Genomic DNA, 17,689 nt, shown 5'->3' with positions numbered 1-17,689 from the left:
TCACTTCGCCCCCTTCGCATGAAGTCTCACGATTTTAGCCAGTGTATGCTGCATATCGCTACGATGAACAACTGCATCTAATTGACCATGATCTAACAAAAACTCTGCCGTTTGGAAATCTTCCGGCAACTTCTCCCGCACAGTTTGCTCAATGACTCGTCTGCCTGCAAATCCAATAAGTGCTTTTGGCTCGGCGATATTAATGTCGCCCACCGATGCAAAACTCGCCGATACGCCACCCGTTGTCGGATAGGTCATAACAGAAATAAACAACAATCCTTTCGTAGCATGACGATTCAATGCAACACTCGTTTTCGCCATTTGCATTAGCGACAACACGCCTTCTTGCATACGCGCACCGCCACTCGCAGAAAAGATAATCATCGGAATCCCAAGCTTTGTCGCTTGTTCTATTGCACGCGTAATTTTCTCACCAACGACAGATCCCATCGATCCCATTCGGAAATGGGAATCCATAATGGCAACAGCCACTTCATACCCATCAATTTTCCCGATCCCCGTCAAAACAGCTTCATTCAGCCCCGTCTTTTTGGCATCTGATTCGATTTTTTCCGTATAAGCTGGAAATTGCAATGGGTTTTCGGTTTTCAGATGATTGTCTATCGACTCAAATGACCCCTCATCAAATAAGCATGTCACACGCTCTGCTGCTGTCATCTTCAAATGATGATCACATTTCGGACAAACTTTTAATGTTTTCATTAAATCTTTCGTTAAAATAATATTTTTACATTGCGGGCATTTTGTCATAATTCCTTCTGGCACATCGTTTTTTGCCTCTTTAGAAGGTATCGTTATCGGGCGTCTCTTTTTATTTTTCATGAATATATCGCGAATCATTGCTTTCTTTCCCCTCTTTCACCATCAACTAGTTCCATCCATTTTGAATAAGCGTTCAACGTTTGCAGTTCATCGCCATCGAGCACATTGTTAAGTAGCTCTCTAACGATGTCATTTTCATCAGAACCCGTCATCTCCTGATAAGGGGCCTTACTATATTGTTTCAATAAAAACCAGATTTTAAGCGATAGTCTATTCCCTGTTGCAACAATCATTTCACGAATGATGTCTTCCCGAAGGATTCCCCCATCTGCATCGATTTTTGTTAGCAAACTTTGCCATACAGGTAAGGACCTTAATGAACTATCCTTGCAAACTAAAGCAATTGCAGCTGTCTCATGAATCTTTCTAGTTTCTCGCACATCAATTACCGATTTAGGTTGTTGCATGATAAATGCCGCAAGGACTTCAACGAGCTGATGCTTCTGAAAATCTACCAAAAACGTCCCTTCTCCACGGCGCGTTTCAATTAGCCCAAGCAGTTCCAGACTTCGTAAAGCTTCGCGGATTGTCGACCTTCCTGCTTGTAGCCTCTCTACCAATTCTCTTTCTGATGGTAGTTTACCGCCGGTTTTTATTCCTTCTTCTCTTATGATTGTTCTCAGTTCACCGACAATATCGAGAAACATTTTCGACGGTGGTTTTGGATTTTGCATGAATGGACCCCTTTAAAAGTATACAAGCCATAGAGTGGTCTGACCACTTCTTTTTATAGCATACCGAAAAGAATGCGCGGCGTAAAGCGAAAAATAACAAACGTCCAATTCCTCCGCTTCCAAAAAAAGACTTGCATTAATTACGCAAGCCTCTGTCTAATTTTTATGTTGGAGTGTAATTGATTCGTTGTACAAGTATCTGCGGTTTACCTCTATGGCGCTCAACAGTCCCCTCCAGTTGAATAATCGTCATCTCAACAAGTTGACCTTCCGAAAGTGAATACTGTTTTGGGAAAAAGGTACATGATACATCCCCTGACTCATCTTGAATCGTGACAAATGCCATTGCTTCCCCTTTTTTTGTACGGATGCGTTTAATATCCGTAATGAGGCCAACCATTTTCACTTGTTCACGATCCTTGCTTGTTGCCAGTGTAGAAATTGCGTTAAATCCTCCGCCCGCTGCTTTTTTCACTTCCGTTGCAGGATGATCAGAAAGATAAAAACCAAGCACTTGCTTTTCGGATTCAAGTATTTCCATACGATTCTGGCTTTCAGCTGGGCTATACTTCGGAATTGACTCCCCGCCAAATAACAGATGACTAGTTGCCCCTTTTATAGATGCCAGCAAAGCTGCCCGTGATTGCCCGAATTCATCAAGAGCACCTGCCTTAATCAATGGACTTATTGCCTTCTCTGTAAAGGCCTCTACGCCAAGCCCATCTGCCAGATTAAATAACGTTTGCCAGCCGCCACTGGATTTCCTAGCCTCTTTTAACGCTTCAAAGAAAATAGGTGTTACACCTTTAATGGCACCCAATCCCATCCGGATTGCCCCATTCTCTACTGTGTACATATATTGACTGCGCTTCACAGATGGAGGAAGAATTCGAATACCACGGGCTTCTGATTCACGTAACAACTCCATCGTCTTATCATGATTACCCGTCATCGACGACAGTAACGCCGCGTAAAAATAGGCGGGCTCATTGGCCTTCAAATAGCCTAATCGATACGAAATGATCGAGTAAGCAACAGCATGGCTTTTCGGAAAACCGTAGTCGGCAAATTTGACAATTAAATCGTACACTGCAACAGCTGCGCTTTCCGGGAACCCATTATTCACAGCACTTTGCGTAAAATGCACTCTTTCCTTTTGCATAATTTCACGGTTTTTCTTACTAATTGCCCTTCTTAACAAATCTGCTTCTCCCATCGTAAATCCAGCGACACGAACGGCGATTTGCATAATTTGTTCCTGATAAATAATTACCCCGTACGTTTCTTTTAATACCGACTCAAGTTGCGGATGAAGATACGTGACACCTTCATTCCCATTCTTCCGGCGACTATACATCGGTATATTATCCATCGGACCAGGACGATATAAGGCATTAATAGCAAATAAATCTTCAAATGTAGTGGGCTGAATGAGTCGTAACGCCTCTCTCATACCCTCAGATTCAAATTGAAAAATGCCCGTCATATCACCCGCTCTGAAAAGGTTAAATGTTTTTTCATCATCAAGCGGAATAGTTTCAAAATCTAAGCGTGTACGCTTATCATAGTGAATCATCGTTCTAATTCTGTCCAATAACGTTAAATTACGCAAACCAAGGAAATCCATTTTCAATAACCCTTGCGCCTCAACATCACCCATCGGCCACTGGGTAAGATAAATATCATCTCCGCCATTTTGTAATGGAACAATCTCTACAAGCGGTACGGGAGATAAAATAACACCCGCCGCATGTGTAGAGGCATTACGAGGTAACCCTTCAATCGTCGTTGACGCCTCTAACCACTTACTTCGCATCGGGTCAATCGCCATCCAGTCACGAAGCGCCTTCGAATGTGCAACCGCCTCTTCCAATGTCCCCTCATGCCTAGCTGGAATTTCTTTCGATAAAAAGGCCATTTCTTCATTGGAAAAATCAAATACGCGCGCCACGTTGCGAGCAACCGATCGTGCTGACAGCGTGCCAAATGTAATGATTTGCGCCACATGCGTTTTACCGTATTTCCGCGCAACATAGTCAATGACTTCGGCACGACGATTATCCGCAAAGTCAATATCAATATCAGGCATTGTCACCCGATCCGGATTTAAAAATCGTTCAAATATCAATCCATATTTGAGAGGATCAACATCTGTTATCCCGAGCGCAAAAGCAACAAGTGAGCCCGCTGAAGATCCTCGTCCTGGACCGGTTAATATTTGATTTTCCTTCGCATATCGCATGAAATCTTCAACAATGAGGAAGTAGTCAGCGAAACCCATCTCACTAATGACTGCTATTTCATAGCGAAGTCGTTCACGATAGACTTCCTCTATCGTTCCGAACCTTCTTTGTAATCCAGCCATACTATTTTTACCCAATAAAGAACTAGCTGTTTCTCCCACTGGAACCGGAAACACAGGCATTAGTGATTGACTTGGCGGCAAACTGACATCACAAGCCAATAAAATGTCTGACATGTTTTTGAGCCATTCAGGTCTATCCACAAACCATTCTGCAAGCTCCGCCTCTTCAGGGACATGCGAAGCTAGCTGGTTATTGACAGGCCTTGCCGGATCATTCAACTTATAACCCGTTCGAATCGCTTCTGCAACCTCATAGGCGAAAGCATCTTCTTTATGGAGGTAACGGGATTCATAGACCGCCACAATCGCCACATTCATTTCATCCGCCAACACTTCAATACCCTCTTCTTCAGAATGCTGGTTTCCTCCTGATCTCGCAACTCCAATAGCGACCAGCGAATCGCCACAAACTGTTAACACGCGTTGAAATACATTCTTATTGCGACAAGTATCCCACGAAATATCCGTCAGCGGGCAAACGACGATACAACCCGCACTATATGCCTTTAACCATTGCAACGGAAGTGTTTCAGAATCTCTAACAGCTATAGCGCTACTCATTTTTAGCAGATTACGATAACCTTCGTCATTTTTTGCATAGAGATACAGCAAGACTCTTTCCGACTCGCCGACCTCCACATAAATAGATAGGCCAATAACAGGACGAATCCCATACTTCGTCATCACCTTATAAAACGAACGAGTTCCATATAATTTTGAATTGACGATTGCAACAGAGGTAGCCCCTCTCCTTTGCAGAAGTGGGGCTAGTCGATCGAGCTTTATAATACCGCGCAAAAGATCTGCGCCAGTCACTATTTGCGGATAGACAAGTGTCAATGCAATCCCTCCGCCCTTTTTTTACTTACATAATTGCTTTAACTCTGTGATTACTTCATCCGCTTCTTGCCAAGAATACACCGATGCGCCTGAAGCCATTGGATGGCCACCGCCTCCAAATTGAGCCGCTAATTGATTAATAACAGGACCTTTCGAGCGCAATCTCACTCGAATTTGATCCTCTTCCTCGATGAAAATAACCCATGCACAAATCCCTTTGACATCTCCAAGTGCTCCTACAAGCTGGGACGTATCGGAAGCTGTCACACCAAACTGTTTTAGTATCGTTTTATCTATTTTAACGAACGCAGCGCCATTATCATCCATCTCGAAGTTTTGATAAATATACCCTTTTAGATGCAGTAATTCTCGCTTCACTTCATACATTCCTGCAAACAATTCCGGTCGATCAAAATCAAATTTAATGAGATCACTTGCAACTTCAAACGTATGAACCGTCGTACTTGGGAACATAAAACGCCCCGTATCTCCGACAATTCCCGCAAACAGCAATCTAGCTGCAGCCGTCGTCATGTTCCAGCCATACTCCGCTTGTCCTACTGCAAACAACGAATGAATCATTTCTGAAGTCGAACTGGAAGCAGTGTTCACCCACTTCACATCGCCATACGGATCTGCATCAGGGTGATGATCAATTTTCATAAGAAGAGCGCCCTGTGTATAAAATTCTCCATCGATACGTTCTGTATTACCCGTATCTGTCACAATGACAAGGGCTCCTTCATACAATGCTTTGTCAATTTGGTCAGGGCGCGCTAAATATGTAAGAGACTCATCATGTGTCCCCGCCGCATACACTTGCTTCGCCGGATAATTTGCTTGTATCAATTCCTTCAGCCCCATTTGGGACCCATACGCATCTGGATCTGGTCTTACATGACGGTGAATAATTATTTTGTCGTACTTTTCAATTGTGTCAATGATTTGTCTTTTCAAATCTGATTCCTCCAGGTCTCGATATATTCCGGTCGCAATTCACGCTAAAAGCCGCTACAATAAGAGAAGTTTGTACGTTATGGAGGGCTTTTATGTTAAATTTCATTTTAGTATTTCTAATTATTGCTTCTGGTGTCTTCTACTTCTATTTTAAGACCCGGCAATTCAGAACAAGATCCGTATTCCCAATCCGTAAAAAAATGTTTGCTAGCATGGCTGGTTCTTCTCTCGGAGGGTTGCTAGCATTTTTCGGCATCAATCAACTAATCCTCTTTAACGGTATTGTGACGTATGTAATTGCTGCCCTATTTATTGCATTAGGGGCCTATGTAGGTATTTTCAATTACCGTGCCTATAAACATTATTTAAACTTTGTAGATGAAGAAAACGAATTGAACAAAAACTGATGCGCTGTCGTGCATCAGTTTTTTTTTACGTTTTTTTCGCTTATCGTTCAAACAATTGATACATAAACACGGCCTTTGCCACAAGATCGCCCTCTGACAAAATATCGAAATCTACTTTGACAAAACGTCTGCTCATATGCAAAATACGTGGTTCCACGACAACGATACTGCCAAGTTGAACGTGTTTAATGAAATACAAAGTCATATTTTCAGGAACACTTTCTCCACGCTTACGCATTTTGATAGCCCTATTGCCTGCTTCGGTTAATAGGGTTGTCAATGCACCATATGACAACGAGCCAAACTGATTAGTCATCTGCGGGATAACTGTAAATTCCACAGTCATTTGCTGATCAGTCGAGGTTTTCATTTGGGTTTTGACGATATCATCGATGGTTTCCCCTTGTTGTGGCTGGCGGTGCGTCATTTGGAACGCCTTTAAGACATCTTGCCTACTAATAATTCCCGCAAGCATGCCAGCATCCGTCACAACCGGCATCAGATCGATACCTTCCCAAATCATACTATGCCCAGCCGATGCAACGCTTGTCTTGCCTGTAACCGTTATGGGATGGCGTGTCATCACTTTTTCAATCAGTTCATCTTCCGATTTACCGATGGCATCACGTGAAGTAATAATCCCTACGAGTTTGCCACCTTTTTCAATAACAGGATAACCCGAGTGGGAAGTCTTACGATTCACTTCATTGAAATGAAAAACCTTGTCCTTTGTCGATAGAGTGATGGTTTCCGGTAGTGGCGTCAAAATATCTTCCACCAGTAAAATCTCTTTTTCAATCAACTGATCATAGATTGCGCGATTCAACATTGTCGCTACGGTAAATGTGTCGTAACTTGTCGAAATCACCGGCAACTCCAGTTCGTCTGCTAATTTCTTTACATCGTCAGTTGCATCAAATCCACCTGTCACTAACACCGCTGCACCTGCTAGCAACGCTGTTTCATGCGCTTTCAACCTGTTGCCGACAATAAGTAAACTGCCGGCGTCAATATAGCGCATCATATCATCTAGTTGCATTGCCCCTATTACGAACTTGGTTAACGTTTTATGTAAGCCACCACGTCCTCCAAGCACAAGTCCGTCGACAATATTTAACACTTCCGCAAATGTTAGCCGTTCGATATTTTCCTTCTTTTTTTTCTCAATTCGAATCGTACCAACGCGCTCAATCGTATTGACGAGCTTTTGATTTTCCGCTTCTTTAATGGCTCGGTATGCCGTTCCTTCGCTAACTGACAGCGCACGCGCTACTTGACGAACGGATATTTTTTCACCTACGGCAAGTCCTTCAATATGTTGCAATATTAATTCATGCTTCGTTGCCATGTTTTCACCTTTTCCTATCATGACCTTACAGCCATTCTACCACAAAAGGTGGAAAAAAAGCACATGACACTCCCCTAATCAAATACGCACGGCTTAATTGCGTCCGAATTCCGAATTGTGCCTATGAGTTTCAAAATCCATGGCAGCTATTGGAGGCTCAACACTCAAATGTCTCGCCTACCTCCATAATTTTCACTGCATGATTGGTAACAAGTCCTTTAAACACTTCCGGATCCTGTTCAATGGGCGGAAACGTGTCAAAATGAATAGGAACTGTCAGCCTTGGATTCAGCAATTCCACGGCACAAGCCGCGTCCTCTGGCCCCATCGTGAAATTATCGCCAATCGGTAAGAAGGCAACGTCGATAGGATGGCGCTTGCCGATCATCTCCATATCACTAAATAAAGCCGTATCCCCTGCGTGATAAATTGTTTTCCCTTCCACAGTCAATAAAATCCCTGCCGGCATCCCTGTATAAATGATGTCATTATCCTCTGTCGTGTAAGACGAGCTATGAAAGGCTTGTGTATATTTTACGGTCCCAAAATCAAATGTACAGGATCCCCCAATATTCATACCATGTGTTTTCACGCCTTGCCCACCGAGATAGTTAGCAAGCTCATTCGGTGCTATGACGAGTGCATCACTTGCTTTGGCGAGTGCAACCGTGTCCCCAACATGATCATTATGCCCATGTGTCAACAATATAATATCTGGTTTTTCATCACCCACAACGAGATCGGTCAGCTTATTTCCTGTAATGAAAGGATCGATGATAATCGTATGATGACCCGTTACTATTTTCACAATAGAATGTCCATGATAAGAAATTTGCATGAGAATATCCCCCTCCCTATTTATCCGCTTGATATATTTTTCGTTATTCAACCCCAAAACCCTCTTTTTTGTTATGATTGTACTATCTAAAAAGGAGGTCATTAAAGTGAGTAAAGTCAAAGAAATTCAAGAGTATTTGCATAATAATAACGTAGATGCCGCTTTCATTACAACACCTGATAATGTTTTTTACATTACGGGATTCCACAGCAATCCACACGAACGGTTATTGGGTGTTATGGTATTCAAGGATTCTGCAGATCCTTTTATCATTTGCCCATTGATGGAAGTGCCTGACGTGAAGGCAGCTGGCTGGTCATTTGAAGCTGTAGGACACGAAGATACGCAAGATGCATGGGATGTTGTTATGGATGCTGTTCGTAAACGCGGGGATCTTCCTGCTTCCATCGCCATCGAAAAATCTCATCTAACTGTTGAACGGTTCGAGCGTATGGGACAACTATTGCCAGGTACAACATTCGTCCGTCTCGATGAACAGCTTAACAGCATGCGCAATATCAAGAGTGAGGATGAGCTAACCAACTTGCGGAAAGCTGCCGAGCTTGCCGATTACGCAATTGCAGTTGGCTGTAAAGAAATTGCAGAAGGTAAAACGGAACTCGAAGTGCTCATGGCAATCGAGTTTGAGATGAAAAGAAAAGGTGCCGAGAAAATGTCATTCGATACGATGGTTCTTTCCGGCCCCAAAACAGCCTCACCGCATGGCACACCGGGAGATCGTAAAATTCAACGCGGGGATTTCATTCTATTCGACCTCGGCGTTGTCTATAACGGCTACTGCTCTGATATTACCCGAACGGTTGCCTTCGGTGAACCGTCCGCGAAAATGCGTGAAGTTTACGAAACCGTTAAGAATGCGGAACAAGCTGCCATCGATAAGGTACGACCAGGTGTCAAAGCATTCGAAATCGACAAGGCGGCAAGGGATGTCATTAATGAGGCTGGATATGGTGAATACTTTACACACCGTGTTGGTCACGGTCTAGGGATTTCAGTTCACGAATTCCCATCGATTACAGGCACCAACGAACTTGAACTTGAAGAAGGAATGGTTTTCACCATTGAACCCGGCATTTATCATCCCGATATCACAGGTGTTCGAATCGAGGATGACGTTGTTGTCACCGCAAACGGCGTTGAAGTGTTGACGAAGTTCCCTAAAGAGCTACAAATTATCCAGCCATAACAAAGAACTTTTCTAAATACGGTTAGTCGCATCTTTTAAGGTACCTCTGCTGATTTACAAGTGAGTTCTCGGATTACCGGCGACCATGAAAAGGCTGTCCATCTAATAGCAGATGGACAGCCTTTATCATTTTATTATCTATTCAACAATGTTTCTGCTGCTACATAGTCAATGCCTTGCTCAACCGCCACTGCTTTATAGGTTACATGGCCTTCCATTGTATTAATCCCTTTTTGAAGGGCAAGGTTGTCCAAGCAAGCCTGTTTATAGCCTTTGTTAGCAATTTGCAGTGCATAAGGAACAGTCACATTCGTTAACGCGATTGTTGATGTTTGCGGAACTGCACCAGGCATATTCGCTACCGCATAGTGAATAACCCCGTGTTTCTCATACGTCGGATTATCATGCGTTGTGACGCGGTCTGAAGTTGCAAAAATTCCGCCTTGGTCAATCGCGATATCAACGAGTACAGAACCTGGTTTCATCGATTTCACCATATCCTCTGACACTAACTTCGGTGCTTTTGCCCCGGGGATCAATACTGCTCCGACAACAAGGTCAGCATTCTTCACAGATTCAGCAATATTGAATGGGTTGGAGACAAGCGTCTGAATATCATTGCCAAAGATTTCATCTAAATAACGTAGACGATCAACAGACAAATCTAATACAGTCACGTTCGCTCCCATCCCTACTGCAACTCGAGCTGCATTTGCTCCAGCTTGTCCTCCGCCGATAATTGTTACTTGACCGCGCGAAACGCCTGGTACACCACCTAGTAGAATTCCTTTTCCACCACTCGTTTGCTGTAAATATTGTGCACCAATCTGTATTGCCATACGTCCCGCCACTTCACTCATTGGCGCTAGAAGAGGCAACGTATTGTTCGGAAGTTGAACAGTTTCGTAGGCAATTCCAATAACTTTATTATCAAGCAACGCTTTTGTTAGTTCTATTTCAGGTGCAAGATGCAAGTAGGTAAACAGAATGAGTCCTTCTCTGAAATAGCCATATTCAGAAGCTACTGGTTCTTTTACCTTCATAACCATATCGGTATCCCATGCTTGTTCTGCCGTTGCGACGATTTGTGCACCCGATGCGCTATACTGTTCATCTGTAAAGCTTGATCCAAGGCCAGCCCCTGTTTCGATGAAGACCTCATGCCCCGCTGATTTCAGGTTGAAAACTCCAGCTGGTGTCATCGCAACACGATTTTCATTATTTTTAATTTCTTTCGGAACCCCAATACGCATTGTTTTTCCCCCTAAAATAATTATTTCTTTGGTCACACGGCAACTTTTTTTGCACAAACCAATGTTTATTTAATTCTATCAGAAAGGAAATCGTTTCGCTCTATTTTTCTATATTCACAGAATAAATAATCTTGATGCACACTGCGATTAGACAGTATTATGAGTATTGTGACAAAAATCGCACTAAATTTGTTAAAACTACATATATGCGAACAATTTATTTAAGACTTCTAGAGGATTTCGAATTTTGTTATCGAAGTAGTAACTATACCAATTAAGGATGGAGTGAGAACTATGACATTAGTATACAAACAAATTCTCGTTGCCGTGGACGGATCAAAAGAATCTGAGTGGGCTTTCAAAAAAGCAGTGGCTATTACAGAGCGAAATGATGCGACTTTGAATTTGATAAATATCATCGATACACGTTCTTATGCTGCTGTGGAAGCTTATGACCGATCGATTGCACAACGAGCACAAAAGTTTGCAGAAGAGCTTTTAAACGGGTACAAACTTGAAGCCGAAAAAGCAGGCGTACAAAATGTCAACATCGTGGTTGAGTATGGTTCACCTAAAACAATGATTTCACGTGATCTTTCTAAGAAATTACAAGCAGATCTTATCATTTGTGGAGCAACAGGATTGAATGCAGTTGAACGCTTCCTTATCGGTAGCGTCTCCGAAAGTATTGTCCGCTCTGCGAAATGCGATGTACTTGTCGTGCGTACACCTGAAGAAGTAAAATGACAAAAAGAGTTGCTCGGTGATCGTTATCGGGCAACTCTTTTTGTTAATATGAAGCCTTCATTGTTGTTTTACACCACCAAAAACAGCAAGCTCCATCCATTTAAAATAACAGTCTGCATGCTTAAAACCAATGTCTCTCAGCCAGTTCACCTGAATATCTACCCTTTCCAATATATTATCTTTCTTATCCGTGCGGTTATAGTATTCTTTGGCGACTTGATGTCGGTCTTTTTTATTATAGGCCGCAAGATGATCAATAAACAATTCATCATGCAATTTTTCAATTTCAGGTGTCGCAGAGGCTGTATGTTCAACATTTATAAAAATTCCACCGGGTGCTAACAGATTATAGATGTCCTGATAGAGTTCCTTTTTCTTCGCATGAGGGAGATGATGAATGGCATACCCTGAAACAATGCAGTCCACTGTTCCCGGCTCAGCATACCGTCCTATCGATTGACTAAAATCATTGGGGATGATCTCACAACGATCTTTGTACGCTTCCATATGAATACGTGCATGTTCAATCATAGGTTCAGAATGATCCAGTAGGATAGCAGAAGCCTCCGGATAGGATTTCAATAAGACTTCAGCTAAAAATCCATTTCCGCATCCTAAGTCCATCACTCTTTTTGGATTAGGCGTAAAATGATTGACGACTTGAAGCATCAATTTAGCTTGTTCAGCTCCAAAAGGAATGCCGCCTCTCACTTGTTCAAGGTAATGCTGTGTCACGTCTTGTCGTTGCCATGTTGTTTCCATCTACCTTCCCCCTCTAGTCTATTATTTGTAAAAAAACACCTATCATCCCATGTTATTATGAGGTGACAGGTGTTTTTCCATACTATTCTATTTTTACTAATAAATCAACAAATTTACAACCCCGCAACTCGAACGGTATCACGGGCGATCATAATTTCTTCATTCGTCGGTATTACAAGTACTTTCACAGGAGAATACGGGAAGCTAATATGAACTTCCTTTCCTCTTATGTTATTCAAATCCGGATCAAAGTACACACCCATAAATTCAAGGCCTTCCAATACTTTCCGTCGAACAACATCACTATTTTCACCAATTCCAGCCGTAAAGATAATGGCGTCGACACCACCCATTCGCGCTGCATAGGACCCGATATATTTATGGATTCGATCCGCAAAAACGTCTAACGCAAGCTGTGCACGCTCATTACCATTCGATGCTTCAACTTCAATATCACGTAAATCGCTCGAAAACCCTGAAATGGCCAGCATACCCGATTGCTTATTCAACACATCGAGTACTTCCTCGACTGATTTCCCCGTTTGCTCCATAATATACGGAATGAGCGCCGGATCGATATTACCAGAACGCGTCCCCATCGTCACACCTGCAAGCGGCGTAAAGCCCATCGATGTATCTAATGATTTGCCGCCCTCAACTGCTGCAATACTCGCACCGTTTCCTAGGTGACAAGAAATAAGCCGCGTTGTTTCAAGTGGTCGATTCAATATTGCCGCCGCACGCTCCGTGACATACTTATGACTTGTCCCATGGAATCCATATTTTCGAATGCCGTATTTTTCATAATACTCATATGGCAAAGGATAAAGGAAAGAGCTCTCTGGCATCGTTTGATGAAATGCCGTGTCAAAAACGGCAACAGCCGGCACAGCTGGTAAAGCCTTTTTAAATTCCTTGATTCCCGTAATGTTAGCTGGATTATGGAGTGGCGCAAGATTTGATAGTTCCTCGAGCTTAAGAAGAATTTCGTCAGTAATTAATACTGAATCACTGAACACTTCCCCACCGTGTACAACACGATGACCAATGCCGTCGATTTCATCGAATGAACGGACAATCCCTTCATCCAACAACACAGTCAGGAGTATAGCAACCGCATCCGCATGGTTAGAGATATCCTGAATTTTTTCAACTTTACCTTTTTCGGATTTCAGTGTAAAAACAGATTCTGAAAGACCAATTCGTTCAACTTGTCCTTTTGCTACTACATGCTCATTTTCCATTTGAAGAAGCTGAAACTTTAAAGAAGAGCTTCCCGCGTTAATCGCTAAAATGTTTTGCATCATCAATGCCTCATTTCAACAAGATACTTTTTTATTCTCAATTTAAAACTGGTTATTCTGCAGCCCACATATCAATTTTTTGAAGAAATAGCGCCATAGCACGCTTATCTGTCATGTTTGGAACTTTCGCAAGCATAACGTCCGGCGTTGCAACTATTTCAGGAGAAGGCTTCTGAAGGACTAAAATGCTTTTTGCATGTGCTGCACTTTTAAATAATGAATCCGGCAGCTGAATAACTGCTCGGATTACAGTCTGTTTTTTCAAAAACGGATGTAACAAAGATGACTGTTCAGACTCAAACAAGTTAGCAGGAACGATAAATAATCCATGTCCGCCTGGTTTTGTATGGTTCATTGATTGTTCGATAAACAGGTGATGGGCGTATGCATGTCCCTCAGTCGGCATCAATGTGAAATTCAATGCATTATCATCATCTGGGTAATAGCCGACAGGCACATCACTCACAATAATATCTACGGGGTCAACAAGTAACGGTCGCAATGCATCTTGAACATAAAATGTCACAGGGTGTTCCAGCAATTCGGCCACAACAGCAGATAACCGAACAAGTAATTCGTCAATTTCAACCGCCGTCGCAGTGACATGGTTACCAATCGCATTCATCACTGTATACAGTAAATTACCTGTTCCTGCTGCCGGGTCAAGTAGCGTCAAGTTTTGCTCATCTACCGCCAACTTACTAGCGATATGCCCCATTAACATCCCAATGGAATCGGGCGTCATCTGATGATGCGGTTGAGCATTTTGCTTCATCCCCTTCAAAATAGCAAGTTGAATGCCTCTTCGAATATCTTCTTTTGATACAGATTCTGACACGACTGGACTTGCTTCACCTGAAAGCCATTGTCCACACGCTTCAATAATCGCTTCCAAATAGAGCTTATCTGTCGTTTGTGCATATGTATCTATGAATGAAAAAATTTGTTCTGTATCTGTTGTCATTTCTCTATCCCTATCCCTCTATCAACAAAACCCACTCGTTTCCGAGTGGATTTCAGTAATTATAATTAGTTTGTTAGTTGTTTGACAGCTTCAATCGCTTTATCGTAATCAGGATGATCTGTATTTTCACTGACATATTGAACGTATGTCACTTTATCGTCTTTATCGATAACAAAAATAGAGCGTGCAAGTAAACGAAGTTCCTGAATAATTGTGCCATATGCTTCTCCAAATGACAAATCACGGTGGTCAGATAGCGTTTGAACATTCGCGATGCCTTCTGCCGCACACCATCTTGCTTGTGCAAATGGCAAATCCACTGAAATCGTCAACACTTGGACATCATCACCAAGAGACGCTGCTTCTTCGTTGAACTTGCGTGTCTGTGTTGAACAAACACCTGTGTCAATTGAAGGGACTACACTTATCAAACGAATTTTACCTTTTGAATCAGCCAATGTCACCGGACTTAAATCATTTGCAAGCACTGTGAAATCAGGTGCTGTATCACCTACTGCAACTTCTGTTCCTACCAATGTAACAGGATTATTCTTGAATGTAACGTTAGCCATTAAGACGCCTCCTTTTTCATACTTCTATCATACTAAAGGGCAGTCTATTCTTGCAACTGTTGTCCCTCAAGTTGTTGACTGCCTCGAATCTCTTTTTCATAGACATGCTCATATTCAACGACTGTCTCTGCAAATACATCATGCAAAGCCTCTTTTTTCGGCATGAATAAGACGAGCAAATAAGGAACCACCAACATTTTAGAAATAAATCGACCAAAGACTTCACGGAAAAGAATAGTACCCCATGTTAGCGGTTCTCCGTTCTTTGCCACAACTTTTATGCCCATAATCATTTTTCCAACGGTCTGCCCAAAAAACTTTGTCATCAGCGCGAAATAGAGTAACAACAACAATAGTGCCGTCACCTTATATGGACTAAACAATAAAAATGACGGGTTGCTAATGTCGATACCTACCACTCTGAAAATCGGTTTAATGAGGATTCCACTTATTGCATAAAGGACGAGAAGGTCGATGGTATACGCCCAAAAACGCGTCCAAAATCCAGCATACTTCGGCCGAAAATACTCTGTTTGAACAGTTGAATAGTCCGCAGCTGATTTCACGGTGACGGGCTGTTCCGGAAGATGCGGTGGTTGTTCGATATACTCTGACATACGCGTCTCCTCCTTATCTTTCACCATATAAATACATCATCCGCGGCGCATTATAATCAGATAATAATTTACCAATTAGCTCCGATTCAATGTTACTACCAACCAGACTTCCTGCTTTCACACCAAACATAGAAGCCCAACTGTCCTCCACTGCATATTCAAATACCGTTGCGTCTTGGAGATCATAGTCTTCTTTCATCGCAGCGATGGCATCTCCCGCCTTACCGATTTCATCTGCCAGTCCTGCTTCAATCGCTTGACGTCCATTCATGATACGGCCATCTGCAACAGCCTTGACTTGCGCTTCCGTCATCCCACGACCTTCTTCGATAATATCAACAAAACGTTCATAAGAATCATTGATCATCTCTTGTAACATAACGCGTTCTTCTTCTTTCATTTCACGAGAACCGCTCATTATATCTTTGTACGGCCCTGTTTTGATGGTATTGAAATCAATACCGTATTTTTCGGCCAATTTAGCATAGTTGACACTTTCCATAATGACACCGATTGACCCTGTAATCGTTTCTCGATTGACAAAGATTTTATCGGCCGGTGCTGACACATAATAGCCGCCTGATGCCGCCATGCCCCCCATTGAAACATACATCGGAATTTCTCTTGTTAGCTGTATTTCACGTATGGCATCATAAATATCTGCCGATTCAACTACTCCACCACCCGGAGAATTAACCCGTAGCACCAGACCTTTTACACTTTGGTCTTCCAATACTTCATGCAACTGGCTCATGAAAAACTGATGATTATAGCCTGCTGGTTGGAATATCGAAGAAGAACTCCCCAAATCCTGAATCACACCATCCAGTGTTAGGACGGCAATTCGATCCCCTGCCACACCTTCTTCTAATACGATTTCACTGTAGCCTGATGACTTCGCCATCAGTTCTTCAAAAACACCATTAAAATCACGTGTAAATATGTACGATAACGAATTAACACCTACTGATACAAAAATAAGTGCTGCCGCGACGATGATAGCAATCCATCGTTTCATTGTCATTTACTATTCCTCCTTTTTCAATAACATCATTCTATACGTTCTATAAGCCCCAAATGTTTCACTCCGTGGTAAGATAAAGATACCTCATTCGGAAGGAGTAGGACTAAATGACAGAACGGATGAACATCTACATCTACAGCAAGCACGACGAAGACTCACTTGATAAAAAATCAAAAGTTGAAGACGCGCTCATCCACGAAGGCTTTACAATGACGGACAATGACCAAGAGGCCAATATTATCATTAGTATTGGCAGCGACGGCTCTTTTTTACAAGCTGTCCGTAAAACAGGCTTTCGCCAAGATTGCTTATATGCAGGACTATCACTAACCGGCAAACATGGATTATACTGTGATTTCCATTATAACAATCTTTACGAAATGACGCAGGCTATTCATCAAGCAAAACTTGAAGTGAGAAGATATCCTCTCATCGAAGTGACGATTGACAACCACCAACCATTCTATTGCTTGAATGAATTCAGTATTCGCTCAAATATTGTTCGTACATTCGTCCTCGATGTCATCATCGACGACAAATTATTTGAGACATTCCTTGGTGACGGGTTAATCATTTCAACACCGACCGGCAGTACAGCTTACAATAAATCGGTCAAAGGCGCTGTTGTTGATCCCTTATTGCCGTGTTTCCAAGTAAGCGAATTAGCATCTGTCAATAACAATAAATACCGCACACTCGGCTCGTCATTCATCATGAGTGGCAACAGAAAGCTGCAACTTAAAGTCCATCAAGACGGCAATGACTTCCCTTCGATGGCCGCAGATAACGAAGCACTCGGTATCCGACAAGTCGAACATGTGGAAATTCGTTTAAGCGATAAAACAATTAAAACCGTCAAGCTAAAGGACAACTCCTTTTGGGAAAAAGTACAACGAATCTATTTATAATAAAAAAGTCACACGTGTTGATTAACCAAAATTAACTTAATTACCTACTAGGTACTACG

17 protein-coding genes are annotated in these 17,689 nt (G+C 42.4%); 4 read left to right on the top strand and 13 right to left on the bottom strand.

Going from position 1 to position 17,689, the window contains the following annotated elements:
- The 4 genes from accD to R2B72_RS00920 form a co-directional block, all read right to left on the bottom strand.
- Positions 1 to 861, bottom strand: coding sequence for an acetyl-CoA carboxylase, carboxyltransferase subunit beta (accD, locus tag R2B72_RS00935; protein ID WP_412177767.1), 861 nt, complete (start codon positions 859 to 861; stop codon positions 1 to 3).
- Complete coding sequence (locus R2B72_RS00930) at positions 858 to 1,517, bottom strand: FadR/GntR family transcriptional regulator (protein WP_318614230.1); 660 nt, start codon at positions 1,515 to 1,517, stop codon at positions 858 to 860. Before R2B72_RS00930 ends, accD begins: the two co-directional genes overlap by 4 nt.
- A gap of 163 nt (positions 1,518 to 1,680) precedes the next feature.
- On the bottom strand, positions 1,681 to 4,722 hold the full coding sequence (locus tag R2B72_RS00925) for a DNA polymerase III subunit alpha (protein ID WP_318614229.1): 3,042 nt from the start codon (positions 4,720 to 4,722) through the stop codon (positions 1,681 to 1,683).
- 21 nt (positions 4,723 to 4,743) lie between these two features.
- On the bottom strand, positions 4,744 to 5,679 hold the full coding sequence (locus tag R2B72_RS00920; protein ID WP_318614228.1) for a bifunctional oligoribonuclease/PAP phosphatase NrnA: 936 nt from the start codon (positions 5,677 to 5,679) through the stop codon (positions 4,744 to 4,746).
- Between the two features lie 92 nt (positions 5,680 to 5,771).
- Between R2B72_RS00920 and R2B72_RS00915 the strand changes: the two genes are divergently transcribed.
- Positions 5,772 to 6,086 carry a YtpI family protein gene (locus R2B72_RS00915; protein ID WP_318614227.1) on the top strand — a complete coding sequence of 105 codons (315 nt, stop codon included), beginning with the start codon at positions 5,772 to 5,774 and terminating at the stop codon, positions 6,084 to 6,086.
- A 40-nt stretch (positions 6,087 to 6,126) separates the two neighbouring features.
- Here the strand turns inward: R2B72_RS00915 and R2B72_RS00910 are convergent, their stop codons facing one another.
- Together R2B72_RS00910 and R2B72_RS00905 are read right to left on the bottom strand one after the other, a co-directional pair.
- Positions 6,127 to 7,434: a DRTGG domain-containing protein gene (locus R2B72_RS00910; protein ID WP_318614226.1), complete on the bottom strand. Its 1,308-nt coding sequence runs from the start codon at positions 7,432 to 7,434 to the stop codon at positions 6,127 to 6,129.
- A 157-nt stretch (positions 7,435 to 7,591) separates the two neighbouring features.
- Entirely contained in the window at positions 7,592 to 8,272 is a 681-nt protein-coding gene (locus tag R2B72_RS00905) for a metal-dependent hydrolase (RefSeq protein WP_318614225.1), read from the bottom strand.
- Between the two features lie 106 nt (positions 8,273 to 8,378).
- On the opposite strand from R2B72_RS00905, the gene R2B72_RS00900 reads away from it, so the two are divergent.
- Positions 8,379 to 9,479, top strand: coding sequence for a Xaa-Pro peptidase family protein (locus R2B72_RS00900; RefSeq protein WP_318614224.1), 1,101 nt, complete (start codon positions 8,379 to 8,381; stop codon positions 9,477 to 9,479).
- A gap of 134 nt (positions 9,480 to 9,613) precedes the next feature.
- Here the strand turns inward: R2B72_RS00900 and ald are convergent, their stop codons facing one another.
- A complete protein-coding gene (ald, locus tag R2B72_RS00895; RefSeq protein ID WP_318614223.1) occupies positions 9,614 to 10,732 on the bottom strand; it encodes an alanine dehydrogenase in 1,119 nt (372 codons plus the stop codon).
- Between the two features lie 294 nt (positions 10,733 to 11,026).
- On the opposite strand from ald, the gene R2B72_RS00890 reads away from it, so the two are divergent.
- The gene (locus tag R2B72_RS00890; protein ID WP_318614222.1) at positions 11,027 to 11,479 is read left to right on the top strand and encodes a universal stress protein; all 453 of its coding nucleotides are present in this window, start codon (positions 11,027 to 11,029) and stop codon (positions 11,477 to 11,479) included.
- Between the two features lie 57 nt (positions 11,480 to 11,536).
- Here the strand turns inward: R2B72_RS00890 and R2B72_RS00885 are convergent, their stop codons facing one another.
- The 6 genes from R2B72_RS00885 to sppA form a co-directional block, all read right to left on the bottom strand.
- On the bottom strand, positions 11,537 to 12,241 hold the full coding sequence (locus tag R2B72_RS00885; RefSeq protein WP_318614221.1) for a class I SAM-dependent methyltransferase: 705 nt from the start codon (positions 12,239 to 12,241) through the stop codon (positions 11,537 to 11,539).
- Between the two features lie 113 nt (positions 12,242 to 12,354).
- A complete protein-coding gene (locus tag R2B72_RS00880; RefSeq protein ID WP_318614220.1) occupies positions 12,355 to 13,545 on the bottom strand; it encodes an acetate kinase in 1,191 nt (396 codons plus the stop codon).
- 52 nt (positions 13,546 to 13,597) lie between these two features.
- A complete protein-coding gene (locus R2B72_RS00875) occupies positions 13,598 to 14,509 on the bottom strand; it encodes a class I SAM-dependent methyltransferase (protein WP_318614219.1) in 912 nt (303 codons plus the stop codon).
- Between the two features lie 65 nt (positions 14,510 to 14,574).
- Positions 14,575 to 15,081, bottom strand: a complete 507-nt coding sequence (gene tpx / locus R2B72_RS00870) for a thiol peroxidase (RefSeq protein WP_318614217.1) — start codon at positions 15,079 to 15,081, stop codon at positions 14,575 to 14,577.
- Positions 15,082 to 15,125: 44 nt separating this feature from the next.
- Positions 15,126 to 15,698, bottom strand: a complete 573-nt coding sequence (locus R2B72_RS00865) for an RDD family protein (RefSeq protein WP_318614216.1) — start codon at positions 15,696 to 15,698, stop codon at positions 15,126 to 15,128.
- A 13-nt stretch (positions 15,699 to 15,711) separates the two neighbouring features.
- The gene (gene sppA, locus R2B72_RS00860; protein ID WP_318614214.1) at positions 15,712 to 16,722 is read right to left on the bottom strand and encodes a signal peptide peptidase SppA; all 1,011 of its coding nucleotides are present in this window, start codon (positions 16,720 to 16,722) and stop codon (positions 15,712 to 15,714) included.
- A 107-nt stretch (positions 16,723 to 16,829) separates the two neighbouring features.
- Between sppA and R2B72_RS00855 the strand changes: the two genes are divergently transcribed.
- A complete protein-coding gene (locus R2B72_RS00855; RefSeq protein ID WP_318614212.1) occupies positions 16,830 to 17,630 on the top strand; it encodes an NAD kinase in 801 nt (266 codons plus the stop codon).
- Positions 17,631 to 17,689 lie beyond the last annotated feature (59 nt).

This window comes from Sporosarcina sp. YIM B06819 (assembly GCF_033485175.1).
Classification (GTDB): domain Bacteria; phylum Bacillota; class Bacilli; order Bacillales_A; family Planococcaceae; genus Sporosarcina.
The sequence above is the reverse complement of the archived record's forward strand: the minus strand, read 5'-3'. Positions and strand labels throughout refer to the sequence as shown.